The following is a 19510-nucleotide window of genomic DNA, read 5'->3' as shown; positions in this document are numbered from 1 at the left end:
AGCTTTATTTTTAATAGTTACTGTAAAATTTAGTTCTTCCTTGATCGGTGCACAAATGCGCTACTCTTCGATTTTTTTTACGTGCTATCTTTTTCTCAAGATCACCACGAAACTCCGCTGCACAACCTTTACATATTTTTCCTTGGTAAATTCGTTCTCCACAAAGCTCGCAGTGCGACGCCACCGCATAATCACCCATAAACCGACCGCGATAAAACATCTCCATTAGAATATTTAAAGAAACTTTAGTTTCTTTATTCAGCTGTTCTATAGTAACTTCTTCTTTCCTCTTACTCAAGTACTCAAAAACACGATCTTCCTGACTATGGTAAAATTCAAGACATTCCAAACATATATCATTTCCATTACTGAAAAACAGTTTTCCACACTTATTACATACTTTTGTACCCATAAACAGCGACTCCTATCCCTTTAATAAGCTAACAAAAACAAGCCTTTTATCCTACCTGCCGTCAGGTTATCAGGACTTATTTCCTATATTATCGTTATAAATTAGAAAAACCTTAAATAAAAATAGCAAGTTCCTATAAAATAAAAATTTATGACATAACGTTCCCCCATCATAATTATATTTTTCTATGATGGGGGAATTTGTCACTATAATAAAAAAGCCGCCCACCCCGGAGGATGAGCGACAGTTTTCTAAAATCATTCTATTTAATACCTTCCTTTGTGCGTTGAAAAGTTATTTTTCCCTGAGCAATTTCCTCCAGAGCTATGGTAGTTGGCTTCAATGACTTACATGCTACTAACGGTTCACTACCATTCAATATTTCCCTTGCACGTTTACCCCCTAAAACGGCAAGGGTATATCTACTATCAACCTTACTTAACAATACGTCTACTGATGGATGGTTCATTGTCTTTACCTCTTTTCGTTGTTTATCTCTACAGACAGCTTCGCCCCCTACGTTACTGTTAAGCTTTTATATTAACATAATAATAGCATATCATATTTTTTCATCTAACGCTCATTATCTATCAAATAATTCTCTGCGCTTCGAGCGGACATGTAACAATTCTATCCAGCAATCTACTAAAACACAAACAGTAAATTTTTCGCAAAAAATTGATAAACGCCATTTTTAATGACCAATTTTACTTTCTTTTGTAATGGTCTACAGATATTTTTAAATTCTTGGCAATATCCTTAAAGTATCCGATAGATTCGTAATATACTTGGGCTTCCTTTCTCTTAGCAACCCACTCCCTGCCTTCGACTTTTTCCACGAAAAATATTTAATAATATTGACTAACCAATAACACCTTACACAATATATTATGGCTTTTTCCAGATAAATATATCACAGCAAAAAAAAGGCCCCCTCGCTTAATACACGAGAGAGCAAACGGAGAAAAATTGGAAAAGTTGTATATATTTTAACGGCCGTAAATTGGCCGGGTTAGTTTACCTATAAAATAGCATACAAATGTGACGAAATTATGACAAAATCAAAAAACGTTAACCAGAAAACCTAACCTCTAAATTTGATCCAGCAACCTCTAAAATAATCTTTCTCCCTAAAAGGAAAAATTTCACTACGAAGCCACAATTTTGTCATAATTTTGTCATAATTTCATGGTATTGTTTACGTAATGCTGCAGAAAAATGAAATGCAATTCACTTATCAAATATTTAATATTCGTCTATCTTATGTTAAGTTGCCTAAGTACGTCTTCTAAATTATTCGAATAATCTGAAAAAAGTTTAATGCTGCTTTGTGTTTATTCAGAGCAATGGCTAATTACGATTCTTCTACAGTTGTACATTGTTGTAATACTTCCCGAGCGGGCCTTACTTATGTCAACGTATCGTTGCAAGCAACTCGAAATTCTACATCTTTTAAATTTGGTATATTTTCTTAAAAAGTATAAATTATATTAAAAAATACTAAGGAGCGATATATTGTTGAAAAATGCAAAAATTTTGCTAAGTGCTATTCTCTGTTCTATTATTTTAACAAGCCTATTTTATTTAAATACTGTTTATGCAAGCTCAAACTGCTCTATATCAGGAAAAATAACAGATTCAAACTTAAAACCGATTCAAGGAGCAAAAATAATATTCGAGCTGGATGGAGCATTAAACAGTATGCAAAGCATAACTACTAACTATAGAGGTAATTATATAGTTAATGCACCATTAAAAAACAAAACCTATTGGGTAACTATAGGTAAGAAAGGCTATAAGACATACCGCGGAAAAGTTCATTTAACAAATGAAGATAGTTTTGTTTTTGACGTTATTTTAAATAAATAAAAGCATTCCGCATAAAGAAACACCTGCTACCTATTGATATGCATAGGATGGCAGGTGCTTTCTTATATGAAGGACATCGGTAGTTCAAACTATGCTTTTACTCACTTCTTATTTTTAACATCTTCTTTCCAAACCCGATCCATTAGTACCAAGGATAACTTGCCTGCTTGTGCCATCAAGAGACGATTTTCTACCTCTTGCCAATTAATCAAATTTAACCAACGGCGGACATATTCTTCACGATTATATTGATAATCAAGATAATAGGCATGTTCCCATACATCAAGTACTAGAATGGGTATCGATCCCCATTGGGTTAGGTCTTGATGTTTCTCCGCTGTCAAAATTTCCAGGCGATTCCAGGCTGGATTCCAAGCAATAATCCCCCAACCAGATCCTTCAACTTTTGTAGATGCACTAACAAATTGTCCAAAAAAGGCATCGGAATTGCTAGAATACTTATTGATTTCTCTTCTGATGCAGGGTCCAGGTTCACTTTCAAATCCCATTGGTGCCATAATTGTCCAATAAATACTATGCAAAATATGGCCAGAGCCATTAAAAGCCAATTCATTTTCCCAATACTTGATCAATGAGAACTCGCCCTTACGTCTAGCTTCTACTAATGCTAATTCCGCTTTATTGAGACTATCCACATAAGATTTGTGATGATGATCGTGATGATATCTAACTGTATCCTCGCTAATAATTGGTTCAAGTGCATTATATGGATATGGCAATGGTGCCAATCGGTGCTTACCCGCTGAAACAAAACGATCTACAGATTGTTTTAGCATGTTTCAAACCTCCCTTAGGCTAATTTTCGTTTTATTATATTCTACATTTGACCGTTGGTGAATAAAACGCCTTAACTCTATGGCGACTAGTTATCACGCTAATCTAGATACCAATGTAAAAAAATAAATCACTACAGCCAGATAAATAATCATAAATATAAATACAACCCCAAACATAGTCGCCCATCATTGGCATACTAATCACATATATAATTTGGTAAATTACTATTGGAAATCAACCAGGTCCAAGCTGCCGGAAGTATCGGATAAATAATAAAAAAGCCCCCAACCGGAATATACCGATTGATGGCCCTGCACTATTTTATTTATTTGCCGAACCAAGTAAGTAGCCAATTACCAGCTGCACTTCCATTGTTATGCCTTTCATCATGCTCGCTGCTTCCATCATCATGATGATGGAAGCAGCTAATTGTATAATCCGTTGTGGACTATCTATTATTTGTCTTTTCATCATAAGAAAACCCGCCCGTAATGAGCAGGTGCTGTATTGATTAATCTTCGTAAGGCTCTAAAACTCTATTTTTGCGTTCATATTCCCGTGCCGTTTGCTCATAGTCTCGATTTAGAGCATCGGTTTGTTCCTTGGCCTCTTCAAATGTATCAAATTCGTGCGCTCCGCCTAATAAAATATCCTTAACGATCCATTTGCCATCTCTGGTTTCTTCAGCTTCGTATCTCAATATAAACCCTCCTTTTAGTTAGCTTACCCTATAAATCCAAAATAAAAAACGTGCTAACTAAAATAAATTCTTACCCTACTTTTCACCATACAATATACCTATTATATATTACCTATTTTGACCCAGGAGCCGCTATGAACTCCTGATATTACTAGCTTTGTAGGCATTAATAAGATATAATCATGTTGTAACACTTTGTATACACTATACGCAGTATGGAATATAGTGTATGCAAGATATAGTAATCTATCCTGTGCTTCCAAAAAAATTCATACGGAAACTATAACTTTCACCATTATATAGTTACACACAACTTATAAAATTACTACTGTAAGGAGAGAATCATAATGCCACAAGTAATAATATATGACTTATATGAAAAGTCCGCAGTAAACCAAAGTAAAATAACTCATGAAATTGAAATACTTCCTAAAGCTTGTAAATTAGCAGACTCTTGTTGGATAGTATCATCATCAGATACTTGCGAAACTCTATGTGATAACCTACTGAAATCTTTACAACCTAACGATAGAATAGTTGTTAGTGAAATAAGTTCAACGTATTGGTATAACGTAGTTTGTGGTGATAAAAAACTTATCGATGCCTTTGACTAGACTATGATTGCTCTTTTCATGAAGAACATACTTATTTAACATAGTAACCTTTTCTCAAATTCAAAAAAAGAACCCTTAAGGCTCTTCATAAATGTCTAGCTCTTCTATATTTTCGATTTCAGTACTTCTGGCTTTAAACCTATCCTGCATAGCAGCTAGGCGTTGCTTATCCCTTTGTTGTTTCTGTAACTTTGCGTGATTAACTGGTATTATTTTATCTCCATAATCAGCTTGTAATAATGCTTCAATTTCTTCTGAACTGAGACTATAGCTCTTTAAGTCACTATTTGCTTTTTCCATATTCATCTCCCATAATAGTATACCCATTAAATCAATATTTTATTCATTGTACTTATAACATATGACAACTTTTACTACCTCTAGTTGTACAAAAGTGTTTGGCTCCATATCACTACAAAAGATTACGCAGGGTGACATGACTTATCTCTCACTTGCAAACTAATGGCGACAGAAATAAAATGAAGCCCCACTCGTTGAGTGAGGCTATATTCTTGAACCAAAGGCCAGAAACTCCATTGCTTATTTTCAGCAGTCAGTCTTAAACCACCCAGAATTGAGCAGTGGCTTGCAACCGCCCATTATGAATTGCCCAGAAAGTTAGATAAAATTTTTTCGACGGCCAGAATTATTTACTTTCTTGATCACGCATGCAAAATACTTTACCTTCTATGTTACAATGAAAATTTATACACTCACAACACTTTCCATGCCTCTCGCAGTCAACTTTTGGACAGGTGCAATTATCTTCGTTACAATTAGCCATGGTGATATTCCTCCTAAATTCATTTTCGAAAGATATTCAACTTTGAGATATATTATTCCTGCCTTTAATAAAAGCGCCCCGGAGGACGCTCATTGAGTTATACTAGTTATCTTATCTTTAAATATTTCTATAAGCATTAATGAGAGACAAGACCATCCATTTTTTGCAGCATCGCTAACTTTCTCGACACAGTCCTTATTAACCTTTTCAACATACGCCCGACCTTCCGGGGTTAATACAAATAAAAAAAACCTTTCTTCCCTGTTCTAGTAAGCATACCACTTGCTTCTAACTTTATAATAACTTTTAGCAGTTCAAAACATTTTAAACCTAATTCTGCTTCAAGTGTTGGATAAACTTCTGACAAATGAATCTTAGGATTCTGCTGGGCCGAGTAAATAGATAACAATATCTTGTTCTCTATATCCACTAACGGATTCCCCCTTCGTCACTTTTATTATAATATTCGGTAAAATACATAATTTACCTTTAGTTAAATTATAACAATATCTAACACGAGCAAAAATGAGCCGCCTATCCATCGATAAGTATTCCGCCTCACCTATTTCACGTTAGTTGAATTAAATCATATATGTTGATCAGATTAACAAATCTATTTCTTTGATCATGAAAAAATCTTAACTTTATAAATTCCATACAAAAGTGCCAACAGAATAGGTTGATGGATTAAATAAATAATGAAGGAATGTTGTCCAAAAACCACAAAAGGATGCGCAAATGTGAAAGAAAAGTAGCTCCGTTTTTCTTTTTGATATAATCTTTTACCTAGCATTACTCCGACAATAAATACACCGTACCAAGGAAAAAGAGGATAGTAGTCCATGGATGAAAAATCCTGTGTAACCAAACCTATAGGAAGTAAATAGGGAAGTGACGTATAACGAGAGGCGAATATTTGTCCCAGTATGATTGAGACTAAAGCTATTACTGCCAGCCATGAATATGGTAAACGCTTAATCCATCTAACCGACAGAAGGCTAATGCCCAAAAAATGAAGAATACCAAAGCGGATGTAAGTCTGAGTATCATATTTGAAAGTGATAATCATTAAAATCATTCCCCACAAGAAAACCTTACAACCGTGCCTGTCACTGTTTTGACTTAGTGTGCTGCTGATACCGGCAACACACATAAATAGTATGGCCGACACTTTGCCTTCCACATACCAAAATCCAGATAAGTATTTCACTTGGTAGTTATAAAAATCACTTAAGTCAACAATGATATGTAAGGCAATCATAAGTAGGATGGCAACGCCTCGTAAAAAGTCAATTTCCCAAATGCGATTAACTGTTTTCAACATAAAGTACCTCTATTACATATTAACCAGAAATATAAATCCTAATCCTCATTATTAATTATGCTTAAGGTCCCCTTTATCTGCTGTTTTTAGGCTGTAACAGGGCGCACAAGTGAGATATTACTACCTACAAACAGCCCGGCAATTTGCCTTGCTGACAATAACCGAAGGTTTTTGCCGCAGAATATTCCTTTTCCGAATACGAATCAAATAAAAAAGCGCAGTTCCAGCTGCGCAATAAAAAAGTAAAGTATCAAATGCAATATATTTTAAAAAAATAGGCAATAAAGCCCATTCCATCAATCAACCAGAATGGTCTTTATTTATTCATTCAACTGTTTTTCCACTTTTAATGCCCAATACCATTTTCATACACCATCTCCGATCAGTATATATTTTGTAACTATGCAACTAAAAAGTATGTACTTGTAATAATAACTCCGTCAGTATAACCTTGTATTATAGATTACAAGGAGCCCCAGAAAAAATGGCAATACATCATCCATAGTCAAAGAAATTGTTAGAGGATCTCCAAAAGAAGAAGTTGAGGCTAAGGTCTACACATTAAACGAAATGAATATAAAACCTTGTCAAGGCTGTTTCTTTTGCCAGAAGAAGGATGGTTGTGCTATAAAGGACGATATGCAATCGGTGTACTCGCCTACTCATTCGGAGAATCTAATTCAGATAAATTTAAACAAATTTTTGAGATTAACGCCAACATATTTAAAGTCCTTGGTCTAAATATTATTGATACAATTATATCCTCTAATGCTAATGACCCAAAAATGGCAATCCAGAATGAAAAACTTATGGCTAAGGCATTTAAAATAGGACAAGAGCTATTTAATTAAATAAGAAAGACCGCCCTAGAACGGCCTAATAATAAGACTTTGGATTACTTACTCTTTTCACCATGCATACAAAAGACTATACCATTTTTACTACGATGAAAGTTAATGCATTCGCAACACTTACCATGCCTTTTACAAGTCGTATTAAGGCATGAACAATCTTTATTAACATTACAGTTATCCATTGCTATTACCTTCTTAATACGCTTTAGGAAAATCAACGTTAACATCTCCCTTGACCACTTTCTAGCACGCTTCGTTAGAAGAAAAATATTCCTGTCAACAGATTGAATACAAAAAATCTATATTTATTCAAAACTAGAAAATTCATTGATAATATCTTTTCTATCCATTAGCTCTAAACTTTTAATAACTTCGTCAAGATTTTTACCCAAAATTTTAAATCTGCCATTTTTATTAACAAGTAAATAATTATGTCCTAAAGCTATAAATTCCTTCCCATTACTCACTGAGAATATAAGGTTTATTTTCACTCTATTATCGGCCATCTACCAATGCTCCAGTTTACTAATTGCATATACTGTTCGATAAAAAGGACCATTGTCCTGCTTGCTGACTAACAAAAACTGTTGAACGGCAATCGATAATAGTCAGTGCAGTTTTAAACACAAAATAAGCGTCCATAGGACGCTCTGGTAAAATCGCTATCGTTTTATATGCTTGGGTGCATGATAACTACTTTTAGTTTTCCGCCAGTTTTCAAACCAAATTAATGTTTTCGCGATTCCCAATATAGTGGCAATTAAGGAAACAACATCTCGTAAGATTTCAAAATCAAAACCCCATACTCGTACACCTCCTGTAGGTGTTTTGGTAATTTGATTTTTCCTCGAGATTGCTTCGATATTTGCTGCCAATATATAACATTATATTAATTCTACATTTGTTAAAAATATCCTTCTTAATATATTAAATAAAGCTGCCTCCTATTCGGGCGATTGTGATAATCATGATAATTTTCTAAATAAGCAATAATTTTGTTAATATGGCCACGTTGTCAGGTGTATTTATTTTGGGCAATCAACTTATTTTTAGTATCATTGTAGGTAATCAGCTAACATCAATCAAATTTTGTATTATTTTACATTTAGTTGTAGATAATTGCAGGATTTTCCTGTTAAATGTAGTATTTTGGAAATAAGGAGATGGTTATGTGCGAAAAAATTCTTTACTTTTATTAGTGGCCTTTTCACTTATTTCAATAATGGTTGGAGGATGTACAAGCATGCAAAGCGAGACTATTATTACGCCTAAGGTTGAAAAATATCCCGATAAACCTATAACTTTGATTGTACCCTACAGTGCCGGTGGGGGGCTGGATATTACAGCCCGTATATTGGAGAAAACAGCAGTAAAACATCTAGGTCAACCGCTAACCATCATAAATAAGCCAGGCGGAGCAGGAACCATTGGATGGAATGAGTTGGCAGGGTCAGCCCCTGATGGTTATACAATTGGTATGACTGTGACTGATATACTATTACCCTCATTGTACGGGCCAACTAAATATAATTATCCAACAGCAATCGAACCACTTGCACAAACTACGGTCATACCGTTTGTAATGGCTATCCAAGCTGACCAACCCTGGCAAACGGTAGATGACCTGGTTACCTATACTAAGACACACCCTACGCAATTAAAATTTGGTCACAGCGGTATAGGTTCACTGAATCATATAGTTGGTGAAATGTTTGCTCACGCTACTGGCATTACTCTCGAGCAAGTTCCTTTTCGTGGCGCTACTGAATTTACTTCCGCTTTACTTGGTGGGCATGTTCAAATTATTTTTACCAATCCAGCCGTAATAAAAGAACAAGTTAAAAGTGGCACAGTAAGAGCCCTAGCCGTGACAGGTGACAAACGACTAAAAGACCCCGTATTTGCACAGATACCAACGTTTAAAGAGCTAGGATTTAATATCGTGTTGGATCAATGGTATGGCATAGCAGTTCCTAAAGAACTACCTATTGGCTTAAAAACTACTTTGACAGAAAGATTAAAAGTAATGATCAACTCCCCTGAATTCATACAAGGCATGGAAAATTTAGGAATGCAAATTGAATATTTAGATCCTGAAGAATCACAACTCAAATGGATATCCGATAGCGAGAAATTAACTAAAGCCATCCAAGAAACAGGCATTGTAGACCTAATCAAATCTCAAAAACAATAGATAAAACTAGCCAAAACTACATCAATCAAAATAAGCCCCACTCGCTTGAGTGAGGCTAAATTTTTGAACCAAGTCATATTTGGAAATAGCAAAAATGTGGTGTGCACCCCGTCAAGGGGGCAATGAAAAATGGAAATATTTGCTTATCTAATTGACAACTATATAAATAAACAAAAATGACAAAAACTACCGTGGTGCCAGTAAATCATGAATGTCTATTATTGAACAGTTCAAGAAAAGTGGTCGGTCTTGCGCCGATTACTGTTACGTACCGATAAATACACATTTTGGGGCTTCTTCAAGTGTCTATGTTTCAAGCTTACTTCTGCCTTCATTTAAGTAGCACCACCTTTCCAAATCCTTTTGGGCCCAAAACAAGACCCAACTCAGCATAAAACAAAAAGGACCTCTGAACAAAAAGTCCAGAAGCCTTGATTTTACTATGTTATTAGTTGGTCGGAGCGGCGAGATTTGAACTCACGACCTCTTCCACCCCAAGGAAGCGCGCTACCGAGCTGCGCTACGCCCCGACTGACAAAAAGTATTATACCGCATAAGAACATTAGATGTCAATAGTTACTTATCTATTGCTTCTCAATATTATTAAAGCACTTCCTGCGCTCCCTGCGTATCGAGTTCTAATACATAATAACGAGCACCTATATCCTGGCTTTGAAACGCGAGGACCATGGCCTTACCGATCTTTTGGGCATTCTTCGTCGTAAAGGCAATAATGCAAGGACCCGAACCACTAATGGCCGTCCCAATGGCACCTGCTTGCTGCGCAGCTACAAAAACACTATCAATTCCCTTGATTAAGGGCTTACGATAAGGCTGATGCAGCTTGTCCTCAAGACCACTAGACAAATAACGATAATCGCCAGAGCAGAGTGATCCAATAAGCAAGGCCACGCGACTTACATTAAACACAGCATCTTGATAAGCTACGTGCTTCGGCAAAACCTGTCTTGCCGCGCTCGTTGCAAGCGAAAAGTCAGGTACAGCAACAACCATCGCCAGTGGTGTTGGCGGTACAAAGCGCAGACTCTTGGCATGCATCTCATCATCCATAAAGCTAACAGTTACGCCCCCCAATAATGCCGGTGCAACATTATCAGGATGTCCCTCAATAGCTGTTGCCATATCAAGCAACTCAGCTGTTGACAACTGCTCACCGGTAAAACAATTAGCTGCCACAAGACCACCCACAATAGCTGCAGCACTACTACCCAATCCGCGTGCAAGAGGGACGGCATTTTTCATTTTCATAACAAAACCCGTATGATCATAATGTACACGATCAAATACACTTAAAGCCGCCTGCACGGCAATATTACCTTCAGAATCAGGAATTTGTCCGATTCCTTCGCCTTCAACCTCCACATGAATTTCATGATTACCTGTTTCTTCGATAGTCAAATAATTATAAATCGTACAAGCCATGCCAACAGCATCAAATCCGGGACCACAATTAGCGGTTGTGCCTGGTATACGTATGGTTTTCGATAACATATTTTCCTCCGTTTAGATTCCATCAATCTCTTCTGCTTCTACACGAATCACACTTTGTACTTTCGTAACAATAGGCATACCAGAAAGAATGCGTAAAGCCGTGCGTACATTGCCATCAGGCACACGCCAAGTAATCAGTACAATTTCGGCATGACCTTCTTCCTTGCGTTTCTGAATAACCGAATGCAAACTCACTTGTTGCGCACCAAAGACACCTGCAATAGCTGCCAAAACGCCTGGCTTATCTTCCACAAGTAAACGAATATAATAAGGCGATTCCGTTTTTTCAACAGCGCATACCTGGGCATCATCAAAACACGTACATAAAATGCGACTGCTCACGCCATGATGAATATCACGCGCCACATCAATAATATCAGCTGTTACAGCACTTGCTGTCGGCATTTCACCAGCACCCCGACCATAAAACATCGCTTCACCAATAGCATCTCCCTTGACATAAATGGCATTAAATACATCATTGACAGAAGCTAAGGGATGATTTTTGGGAATAAACGCCGGATGTACCCTTACATTGAGTCCAGCAGCCGTTTCTTTTGCGATGGCAATCAATTTAATAATGTAACCAAGCTGCCCTGCATAATCCACATCTTGTGCCGTAATATGCGTAATTCCCTCTACAGAAACGTCTTCTAAATTGACACGTGTATTAAAAGCAATCGATCCTAAAATCGCGATTTTACGCGCCGCATCTAGTCCGCCAACATCGGCTGTCGGATCCGCTTCAGCATAGCCTTTGGCTTGCGCTTCAGCAAGTGTCACATCAAAATCCAGTTTTTCATTGGTCATCTTCGTTAAAATAAAGTTTGTTGTGCCATTGACAATGCCCATGATCTCCGTAATATGGTTGGCTGCTAAACACTGTTTAAGTGGACGAATAATAGGAATCCCACCACCCACACTGGCTTCAAATAAAAAGTCCACATGGTTTCTTTCTGCAGCCTCAAAAAACTCCCGGCCATACAAAGCTACAACATTTTTATTTGCTGTTACAACATGCTTGCCTGCATCAAGAGCCCTCAAAATAAAAGAACGCGCTGGCTCTTCCCCGCCAAGAACTTCCACAATAATATCAATATCAGGATCGTTTAAAATATCATCAACATTCATTGTAATGACAGCATCTGTGTTCACTCCACGTGCCTTGTGCGGATTGCGAACTAAGATTTTCTTTACAACAATGGGCCTACCCACCTTTTCAACAAGGTTACATGTATCTTCTTGAATAATTTTTACCACACCTGTACCAACAGTACCCAGTCCAAGCAAACCAATACAGATCTTATCTTTCATAGGATTCCCCCCCTCCGAGCCATTTCATTTAAGCCTGGCCTAAGATTTCCAAGCGCTTTACTCCCTCGATCATGCGTAATTTATCTAACAATGCCTCTAAATCAACATCTAGATCAGCCGTCTCAATCGAAACAGTCGCATTCGCTACTCCCTGTAATGGGATGCCTTGATTAATTGTAAGCACACTGCCATGATCACTCGCAATGGTATTTAAAACATGCGAAAGTACACCTTGCTTATGTTCAAGTAATAATGCTAATGTTACAATTTTTTCTTGACTAGCCTCATAAAAGGGAAAAACGTAGTCCTTATATTTATAATAGGCGCTACGACTGAGTTCCATTCTTTCCACAGCTTCATTAATTGTTTTGACTTCACCACGTTTTAAAAGTTCTTTCACCTTTATGGTCTTTTTAATTGCCTCTGGCAAAATTTCTTCCCGTACAAGATAAAATACTGCTTTTTGACTCGTCACAATTCCGCCCCCTTTTAGTGCATCTTAAATGGATCATTATCTCTTTACAGTAGACATTATATAATATGATGCGGAATAATACAAGATCAATTCCAATACATTTATAATAAATGTAAAAACAAAAAGCCAGTCCCTTCAGACTGACTTTCTTTCTTTAAAAAATAATGCATATTAAACCGCCACTGCCATCGTTGACTATTTTTTGTAATGTCTCTCTTAATTTGACTTGAGCATTTTCCGGCATGCCTGTCAATTTATTTTGAATGCCTTCACGAACAAGAGCATTTAAGGACTTTCCAAATAAATTAGTTCGCCAAATTTTTTCCGGTTCTCCTTCAAATTCACGCATCAAGTATTGAATAAGTTCCTCACTTTGTTTTTCCGTGCCAATAATGGGTGAAATTTCGGCTTGCACATCTGTCTTAATAATATGCAGTGACGGCGCAGACGCCCTTAATTTGACACCAAAGCGGTTACCTGTGCGAATGATTTCAGGTTCTTCTAGAACCATTTCATCAAGCTGAGGAGTCACAATTCCATAACCTGTTTGACGCACTTCTTCTAGCGCACTAGCTACCTTATCATATTCCCGTTTGGCAACAGACAAATCTTTCATTAGCCTTAACAAATGATGCTCCCCGGCAATAGTGAATCCTGTAAGTTCTTCCAGAACAGAATAAAACAAATCTGGCCGAGCAGTCATTTCAATCACAGCAATACCACTGCCTAAATCCATATCATGCAAAATAACATCGGCCACAAAATCATACCCCGAAAGATCATCAATGGCCCGATCAATATCACGCAATCTTTTTATGTACTGTACAACCTCCTGCACAGCACCATCAAATTTAGTGCGCAGCCAGTGATCACTTTCAAGCTCTTCCACCCATTTCGGCAACGAAATATTGACTTCTTTCACAGGGAATTCGTACAATACTTCTTGCAGGATCCCATAAATATCATCATTTGTTAGCTCGGCACAATTAACAGGAATGACAGGTACATCATATTTTCCTTCCAGCTTCGCGACAAGTTCACGCGTTTCCTTGGCATTTGGCTTATTTGTATTAAACAGCACAAGAAAAGGTTTGCCTAATTCTTTGAGTTCACTTACAACACGTTCTTCAGCCGGAACATATTTTTCGCGCGAAATCTCTGTAACACTGCCATCGGTTGTCACAACAAGACCAATTGTCGAATGCTCAGCAATGACTTTTTTTGTACCCACTTCAGCAGCCTCTTGGAAAGGAACTTCTTCATCAAACCAAGGCGTCAAAACCATGCGCGGCCCGTCCTGCTCCTCATAGCCCAGTGCCCCATCAACCGTATATCCTACACAGTCGACTAATCTGACGCGAACATTGACATTATCTTTAATTGTAATTTCTACGGCTTCATTGGGAATAAATTTTGGTTCTGTCGTCATAATCGTTTTGCCAGCAGCGCTTTGCGGCAACTCATCCTTGGCACGTTCTTTATCATAGGGGTCCGTAATATTCGGCAACACCATATTTTCCATAAAACGTTTAATAAAAGTGGATTTTCCTGTGCGTACCGGACCGACTACCCCTAAATAAATATCGCCGCCAGTACGTTCGGCAATATCGCGGAACAAATCAAATCTTTCCATGCTTTTTATCTCCCTCCCGTCACTTACATTTATATTCTCATAATCAAGCTAATTTTTTTAAACCGCTGATCCCTCCCTTAATATGTACTCTCCCGTCGAGAGGAATAGTCCTACACATACAATAAAATCCAAATTAATCCTTACAAATATATGACAGGCCACGAGTTTTATGACAAAAAAAGACTACAGTGATCATTCCATTTCACTGTAGCCTTCATGATTATTTCCACAACAACTCTTGTTGTACCACTTCTTCTAATTCATGTGTTTTGCCACGCGTCATTAGCTCAAGCACGGCTTCTCGGGAGTTCTTATTTTGATAAAGGACGGCGTAAATCTGCTCTGTAATCGGCATTTCAATATGATAACGCTGGGAAAGTTCATAAGCCGCTTGCGTCGCGCGAATTCCTTCCACAACCATTTTACTGTTCTGCTGAATATCATGGGCTGTCTTTCCGGTTGCAATGAGCAGACCCGCGCGACGATTACGGCTATGCTTGCTTGTGCAAGTAGCAATAAGGTCACCCACACCGCTCAACCCAGAGAACGTAAACGCGTTAGCTCCTAGTGTCACACCGAGTCGCGCAATTTCAGTAAGTCCCCGTGTCATCAATGCGGATTTGGTATTGTCGCCAAAACCTAATCCTTCAGCAATGCCTGCGCCAAGGGCAATAATATTTTTCAGGGCTCCCCCTAATTCAACCCCAATCATATCTGGATTGGTATAGGCCCGAAAATAACAGGTCATTAAGAGATCCTGAATCTGTTCCGCTATCGCACGATGGGGTGAAGCAATAACGGTTGTAGCCGGATAATTGAGTCCCACTTCCTCCGCATGATTAGGGCCTGACAGAGCCGCAATCTTGTCATGATGCTGTGGAAATTCTTCCGCTAATATTTCTGACATGCGTTTATATGTACTAAGCTCAAATCCTTTGGCGGCGGAAACAAGTAAGGCCTGTTTCCGCACAAAAGGAGCGGCCTTCTTTGCCAAAGTACGAAGTATATGGGAAGGTGTCACAAAAAAAATGACATCAGCCGAACTTACGGCTTCCTTGATTTGATCTGTAATAATGAGACGCTTTGGTAAAAAAATGCCAGGAAGATAGGTTTTGTTTTCTCTTGTCTCACATAACTGCTGAACAAATTCTGCACTACGAGCCCAAAGCGTCACAGACGAATATTTTTCGCTTAGCAGTTTGGACAAAGCCGTTCCCCAACTACCAGCGCCAATAACAGCAATATTCAACAGGCTCACTCCTTTTTCATTAGGTCTTTTTTACTGCCTGCTTTAATTTTTAATTCTTTCCCTTTAAGAAGACGCTCAATATTGGGTTTATGACGGAAAATAACAAACAAGGCGGCGACAATGCCAAAACAGAAAAATTCCCATTGTGTATTGAACAACCACATGCTAACCGGTACCAAAAAAGCAGCTGTAATAGAAGCAAGCGACACATACCGCGTAATAAGCACAACGACAAGCCACACGGCAAAAACAATAAGCGTCACTTTAGGTACTAAAATAGCAATGACACCCAGTCCCGTAGCCACACCACGCCCGCCTTTAAACTTTAAGAAAATAGGCCAATTATGACCCACAATAGCAAAAATTCCACCAACAAGCTCAGCCTGTGCTGTTCCCACAAGGTAACTGCCTAGATAGACACCCACGATGCCCTTCAAAGCATCCGTAATGAGTACGGCAATAGCCGGCTTCACACCGAGTACGCGAAAAGCATTGGTAGCACCAATATTTTTACTGCCAAACTGGCGAATATCAACACCACAAAAATTCTTCCCAATAATTAATCCATTGGGGATAGACCCGATAAGATAGCTAAGGAAAGCAACGAGAGCATAGAACATCATCAAATCCCCTTCTTAATCGTCTTGTTTTTTACCCCGCATAATTAAATGCAGTGGTGTTCCTTCAAAACCAAAGGCTTCTCTTAATTTATTTTCCAAATAACGCCGATAAGAAAAATGGACAATTTCCGGTTCATTGACAAAGAATATAAAAGTCGGCGGCTTAATACTCACCTGCGTTGTATAGTAAATTTTTAAACGACGACCTTTATCAACAGGCGGCGGACTAATATTAACGGCATCTTCAATGACTTGATTGAGTACGCTTGTCGAAACGCGCATATTATGCTGTTCAGCCACATATTTGACAATTTCCGTTATACGCTGTACACGCTGCTTTGTTAAGGCTGAAATAAACAGGATAGGAGCATACTGCATAAAGGCCAATTCAGCTCGAAGATTGTCTGTAAAGCGCAACGTCGTTTTATCATCTTTATCAACAAGATCCCATTTATTAACGACAATGGCTATGCCTTTGCCAGCTTCATGAGCATAGCCGGCAATTTTTTTATCTTGATCTGTAATGCCATCTACAGCATCAATGACCATCAGAACAACGTCACAACGATCCACAGCCCGGAGGGAACGCATCACGCTATATCTCTCTACAGGAATATCTACCTTGGCTTTTCTTCTCATGCCTGCCGTGTCAATGAGAACATATTTTTGACTGTCTTTCACAAAATGCGTATCAATGGCATCACGTGTTGTCCCCGGAATATCACTCACAATAACACGCTCTTCACCCAAAACGGCATTAACCATGGAAGATTTTCCTACATTAGGACGGCCAATAAAGGCCACCTTGATTTCATCGTCTTCTGTGTCATTCTCTTTTTCTTCTGGAAAAGCTTCAACAATAGCGTCAAGCAAATCACCTGTATTTAATGCATTTGTCGCGGAAATGCCAATGGGATCGCCTAAACCCAAATTATAAAATTCATAAAGTCCCTGACTGTCTTTCGGACTATCAACCTTATTCACAGCAACTACAACTGGTTTTTTCGCCCGTCTGAGGATAGAAGCCACCTCCTCATCAGCCTGTGTAATGCCTGTCTTGGCATCGACCATAAACAAAATAACATCGGCTTCATTAATAGCAAGCTGCGCCTGAATACGAATATTTGTTGCAATCACATCCTGACCTTCCAACTCAATACCACCTGTATCAATCATAGTAAATTCACGACTAATCCATTCAGCATCCATATACAAACGGTCACGCGTCACGCCCGGAAAATCATCTACAATGGCCACACGTTTTTTCGCGATTCGATTAAATAGGGTTGACTTGCCCACATTCGGTCGACCAACAATTGCGACAATGGGTTTACTCATATTCCATCACCTTTCAACTCTTTTAAGTCTTTCATTTCTGTCACAAGATCAGCGATTGACACTACTTCTTGCGGCGCATAGCGCCCAGTAAGCACCACTTCACAGTAACTATTTTTATTTTTTAAAAAGTTTACCACTTCAACTGTCGAAAGCAATCCGAAAGCCAATGCAAGATTGATTTCATCTAGAATAACAAGATCGTAGTGACCTGAGGAAATCTTTTCTTTCGCAAGCAGCCAACCTTGCTGAGCTAATTCTTTATCCACGGGGTCAGGATCTTTTAAATTCACAAAACCCGGACGACCAGCTGGAATAATTTCAAAATTCGGTAAAATTTTATGTACAGCCGTTTCACCGTAACTTGCTTCATCTTTCATAAACTGAACCATACTGGACATGAAGCCTTGTCCAACAGCGCGGAGCATTAAGCCCAAACTGGCTGTAGTCTTGCCTTTGCCATTTCCTGTATAAACCTGAATGAGTCCACATTCATTCATGGGTTACCTCCAGTTAAGTAATAAGCTAACTAAGTCTTTAGCAAAGTCTGCCGTTTGAACCTTCACGGCAAGCTTCTGGCCTACCTCAGTAGGCGTAGTATTATCAAGAAAAACATTTTCACCCTTGCGCAAAGCGATGCCAGGCAAAATAATGCCATCACGCGGCCCGTCTAATTTTTGAAGCTGATTGATAATATCCTGACCAGTTAATAAACCGGTGACAGTAATATGTGTACCAAAAAAAGTATTTTCAACAGGCACAACCCGCACATGAAGGTTTTTAACAACTAATTTAGCTACAAGGGGAGCAATAATCTTGGCTGATGACACACCGCAAACAACATCAAGATGGATAGACTCAGTATACCCCGCTGAACTTACTGGGCATTGTTGCCACTCATCGATAAAACAACGAACAAGACCAATGCCATTTTCCAGTTGCGGAAAACCATCATATTCCTCCGCAGGCGGCAAAGAGCGCCCTGCAGCAACATAAAATTCATCAGCCAAATAAACAAAGGTTTTACCTTGCTCACTGCGACAACGCTGCTGCCACACAGTCACTTGATCAATAATTTCAGCACAATCCATAGGGGCAAATCCCTTTAGATCAAAACAATGACCGCGATGTTTTGTTAGCCCCACAGGTACAATCGCAAGAGAAAGCGCCGCAGGCACCAAACGGTAAATATCTTCAAAGGTTTTTTCGAGCTGCTCACCATCATTAAATGTAGGACATAAAACAATTTGCCCATGGAAATCAACACCACAAGCAATCAGTTCCTGAAGCTGTTCCATAATATGAGCCGACTTTTTATTGTTTAACATTTGCGCCCTCAGAGCGCCATTTGTCGTATGAATCGATACATAAAGGGGTGATAAATGAAGCCGACGAATACGATCATGATCTTTCGTTCCCAAGTTTGATAGCGTAATAAAATTGCCATATAAAAAAGACAAGCGATAATCATCATCTTTTACATATAAACTCTCACGCATGCCAAGAGGCATTTGATCAACGAAACAGAAAATGCATTGATTCGCACAAGAACGCACTTGATCAAAAACAGCGTTTTCAAATTCAATGCCTAAAGTTTCATCAAAGTCTTTTTCAACCTCAAAGGTAACTATTTCGCCTGACTTTTTGGCAACATCCAGCGTAACTGTTTCATCAGCGAGAGCAAAACTTAAATCAATAATATCTTGTACAACTTCACCATTCACTTTAAGAATAATATCACCGCTCACCAACTCAAGCTCTTCAGCAATACTCCCCTGTTGCACTTGGGCCACAACTGCTTTTAATGCCAACTTTCTCACTCC

General features: G+C 38.4%; 22 protein-coding genes and 1 tRNA gene. 4 read left to right on the top strand and 19 right to left on the bottom strand.

Features of this window, described 5'->3' with window-relative positions:
- Window positions 1-10: 10 nt before the first annotated feature.
- Both Ga0466249_RS10565 and rpoZ read right to left on the bottom strand, forming a co-directional pair.
- Window positions 11-412: a hypothetical protein gene (locus Ga0466249_RS10565; RefSeq protein ID WP_215829412.1), complete on the bottom strand. Its 402-nt coding sequence runs from the start codon at window positions 410-412 to the stop codon at window positions 11-13.
- Between the two features lie 262 nt (window positions 413-674).
- Window positions 675-881 (bottom strand): DNA-directed RNA polymerase subunit omega, encoded by a 207-nt coding sequence (gene rpoZ / locus Ga0466249_RS10560; RefSeq protein ID WP_215829411.1) that lies wholly within the window; start codon window positions 879-881, stop codon window positions 675-677.
- Between the two features lie 1049 nt (window positions 882-1930).
- On the opposite strand from rpoZ, the gene Ga0466249_RS10555 reads away from it, so the two are divergent.
- Window positions 1931-2281 carry a carboxypeptidase-like regulatory domain-containing protein gene (locus Ga0466249_RS10555; RefSeq protein ID WP_215829410.1) on the top strand — a complete coding sequence of 117 codons (351 nt, stop codon included), beginning with the start codon at window positions 1931-1933 and terminating at the stop codon, window positions 2279-2281.
- A gap of 101 nt (window positions 2282-2382) precedes the next feature.
- On the opposite strand, the gene Ga0466249_RS10550 is transcribed toward Ga0466249_RS10555, so the two are convergent.
- The 3 genes from Ga0466249_RS10550 to Ga0466249_RS10540 all read right to left on the bottom strand — a co-directional run bounded on the left by Ga0466249_RS10550 (window position 2383) and on the right by Ga0466249_RS10540 (window position 3779).
- Complete coding sequence (locus Ga0466249_RS10550; RefSeq protein ID WP_215829409.1) at window positions 2383-3078, bottom strand: superoxide dismutase; 696 nt, start codon at window positions 3076-3078, stop codon at window positions 2383-2385.
- Between the two features lie 322 nt (window positions 3079-3400).
- Window positions 3401-3553: a hypothetical protein gene (locus Ga0466249_RS10545; RefSeq protein WP_215829408.1), complete on the bottom strand. Its 153-nt coding sequence runs from the start codon at window positions 3551-3553 to the stop codon at window positions 3401-3403.
- Window positions 3554-3590: 37 nt separating this feature from the next.
- Complete coding sequence (locus tag Ga0466249_RS10540; RefSeq protein WP_215829407.1) at window positions 3591-3779, bottom strand: hypothetical protein; 189 nt, start codon at window positions 3777-3779, stop codon at window positions 3591-3593.
- 347 nt (window positions 3780-4126) lie between these two features.
- Between Ga0466249_RS10540 and Ga0466249_RS10535 the strand changes: the two genes are divergently transcribed.
- A complete protein-coding gene (locus Ga0466249_RS10535; protein ID WP_215829406.1) occupies window positions 4127-4393 on the top strand; it encodes a hypothetical protein in 267 nt (88 codons plus the stop codon).
- Window positions 4394-4468: 75 nt separating this feature from the next.
- On the opposite strand, the gene Ga0466249_RS10530 is transcribed toward Ga0466249_RS10535, so the two are convergent.
- From Ga0466249_RS10530 to Ga0466249_RS10520, 3 genes are all read right to left on the bottom strand, one after another.
- Window positions 4469-4693: a hypothetical protein gene (locus tag Ga0466249_RS10530; RefSeq protein ID WP_215829405.1), complete on the bottom strand. Its 225-nt coding sequence runs from the start codon at window positions 4691-4693 to the stop codon at window positions 4469-4471.
- A gap of 716 nt (window positions 4694-5409) precedes the next feature.
- Complete coding sequence (locus tag Ga0466249_RS10525; protein ID WP_215829404.1) at window positions 5410-5607, bottom strand: hypothetical protein; 198 nt, start codon at window positions 5605-5607, stop codon at window positions 5410-5412.
- A gap of 195 nt (window positions 5608-5802) precedes the next feature.
- The gene (locus Ga0466249_RS10520) at window positions 5803-6501 is read right to left on the bottom strand and encodes a heparan-alpha-glucosaminide N-acetyltransferase (RefSeq protein ID WP_215829403.1); all 699 of its coding nucleotides are present in this window, start codon (window positions 6499-6501) and stop codon (window positions 5803-5805) included.
- Between the two features lie 602 nt (window positions 6502-7103).
- Between Ga0466249_RS10520 and Ga0466249_RS26575 the strand changes: the two genes are divergently transcribed.
- Window positions 7104-7352 carry a hypothetical protein gene (locus Ga0466249_RS26575; RefSeq protein WP_246588623.1) on the top strand — a complete coding sequence of 83 codons (249 nt, stop codon included), beginning with the start codon at window positions 7104-7106 and terminating at the stop codon, window positions 7350-7352.
- Between the two features lie 308 nt (window positions 7353-7660).
- Here the strand turns inward: Ga0466249_RS26575 and Ga0466249_RS10510 are convergent, their stop codons facing one another.
- Window positions 7661-7861, bottom strand: coding sequence for a hypothetical protein (locus Ga0466249_RS10510; protein ID WP_215829402.1), 201 nt, complete (start codon window positions 7859-7861; stop codon window positions 7661-7663).
- A gap of 737 nt (window positions 7862-8598) precedes the next feature.
- Between Ga0466249_RS10510 and Ga0466249_RS10505 the strand changes: the two genes are divergently transcribed.
- The gene (locus tag Ga0466249_RS10505; RefSeq protein WP_215829401.1) at window positions 8599-9549 is read left to right on the top strand and encodes a Bug family tripartite tricarboxylate transporter substrate binding protein; all 951 of its coding nucleotides are present in this window, start codon (window positions 8599-8601) and stop codon (window positions 9547-9549) included.
- A 453-nt stretch (window positions 9550-10002) separates the two neighbouring features.
- On the opposite strand, the gene Ga0466249_RS10500 is transcribed toward Ga0466249_RS10505, so the two are convergent.
- From Ga0466249_RS10500 to Ga0466249_RS10455, 10 genes are all read right to left on the bottom strand, one after another.
- Window positions 10003-10079 (bottom strand) — tRNA-Pro (locus Ga0466249_RS10500).
- A 73-nt stretch (window positions 10080-10152) separates the two neighbouring features.
- Window positions 10153-11061, bottom strand: a complete 909-nt coding sequence (gene thrB, locus Ga0466249_RS10495; protein ID WP_215829400.1) for a homoserine kinase — start codon at window positions 11059-11061, stop codon at window positions 10153-10155.
- A 12-nt stretch (window positions 11062-11073) separates the two neighbouring features.
- A complete protein-coding gene (locus Ga0466249_RS10490; RefSeq protein ID WP_215829399.1) occupies window positions 11074-12375 on the bottom strand; it encodes a homoserine dehydrogenase in 1302 nt (433 codons plus the stop codon).
- 28 nt (window positions 12376-12403) lie between these two features.
- Window positions 12404-12850: an ACT domain-containing protein gene (locus Ga0466249_RS10485; protein ID WP_215829398.1), complete on the bottom strand. Its 447-nt coding sequence runs from the start codon at window positions 12848-12850 to the stop codon at window positions 12404-12406.
- 154 nt (window positions 12851-13004) lie between these two features.
- A complete protein-coding gene (gene spoIVA / locus Ga0466249_RS10480; RefSeq protein WP_215829397.1) occupies window positions 13005-14483 on the bottom strand; it encodes a stage IV sporulation protein A in 1479 nt (492 codons plus the stop codon).
- Between the two features lie 220 nt (window positions 14484-14703).
- Entirely contained in the window at window positions 14704-15741 is a 1038-nt protein-coding gene (locus tag Ga0466249_RS10475) for an NAD(P)H-dependent glycerol-3-phosphate dehydrogenase (RefSeq protein ID WP_312889754.1), read from the bottom strand.
- Window positions 15738-16352, bottom strand: a complete 615-nt coding sequence (gene plsY, locus Ga0466249_RS10470) for a glycerol-3-phosphate 1-O-acyltransferase PlsY (protein WP_215829491.1) — start codon at window positions 16350-16352, stop codon at window positions 15738-15740. The genes Ga0466249_RS10475 and plsY overlap by 4 nt, the downstream gene beginning before the upstream one ends.
- A gap of 15 nt (window positions 16353-16367) precedes the next feature.
- The gene (gene der / locus Ga0466249_RS10465; RefSeq protein WP_215829396.1) at window positions 16368-17690 is read right to left on the bottom strand and encodes a ribosome biogenesis GTPase Der; all 1323 of its coding nucleotides are present in this window, start codon (window positions 17688-17690) and stop codon (window positions 16368-16370) included.
- The gene (locus tag Ga0466249_RS10460) at window positions 17687-18187 is read right to left on the bottom strand and encodes a cob(I)yrinic acid a,c-diamide adenosyltransferase (protein WP_215829395.1); all 501 of its coding nucleotides are present in this window, start codon (window positions 18185-18187) and stop codon (window positions 17687-17689) included. The genes der and Ga0466249_RS10460 overlap by 4 nt, the downstream gene beginning before the upstream one ends.
- A 3-nt stretch (window positions 18188-18190) precedes the next feature.
- Window positions 18191-19507: a DUF512 domain-containing protein gene (locus Ga0466249_RS10455; protein ID WP_312889756.1), complete on the bottom strand. Its 1317-nt coding sequence runs from the start codon at window positions 19505-19507 to the stop codon at window positions 18191-18193.
- Between the last annotated feature and the right edge of the window lie 3 nt (window positions 19508-19510).

The organism is Pelorhabdus rhamnosifermentans, from assembly GCF_018835585.1.
Lineage (GTDB): Bacteria > Bacillota > Negativicutes > UMGS1260 > UMGS1260 > Pelorhabdus > Pelorhabdus rhamnosifermentans.
This window is presented reverse-complemented; position numbering and strand designations above follow the sequence as displayed.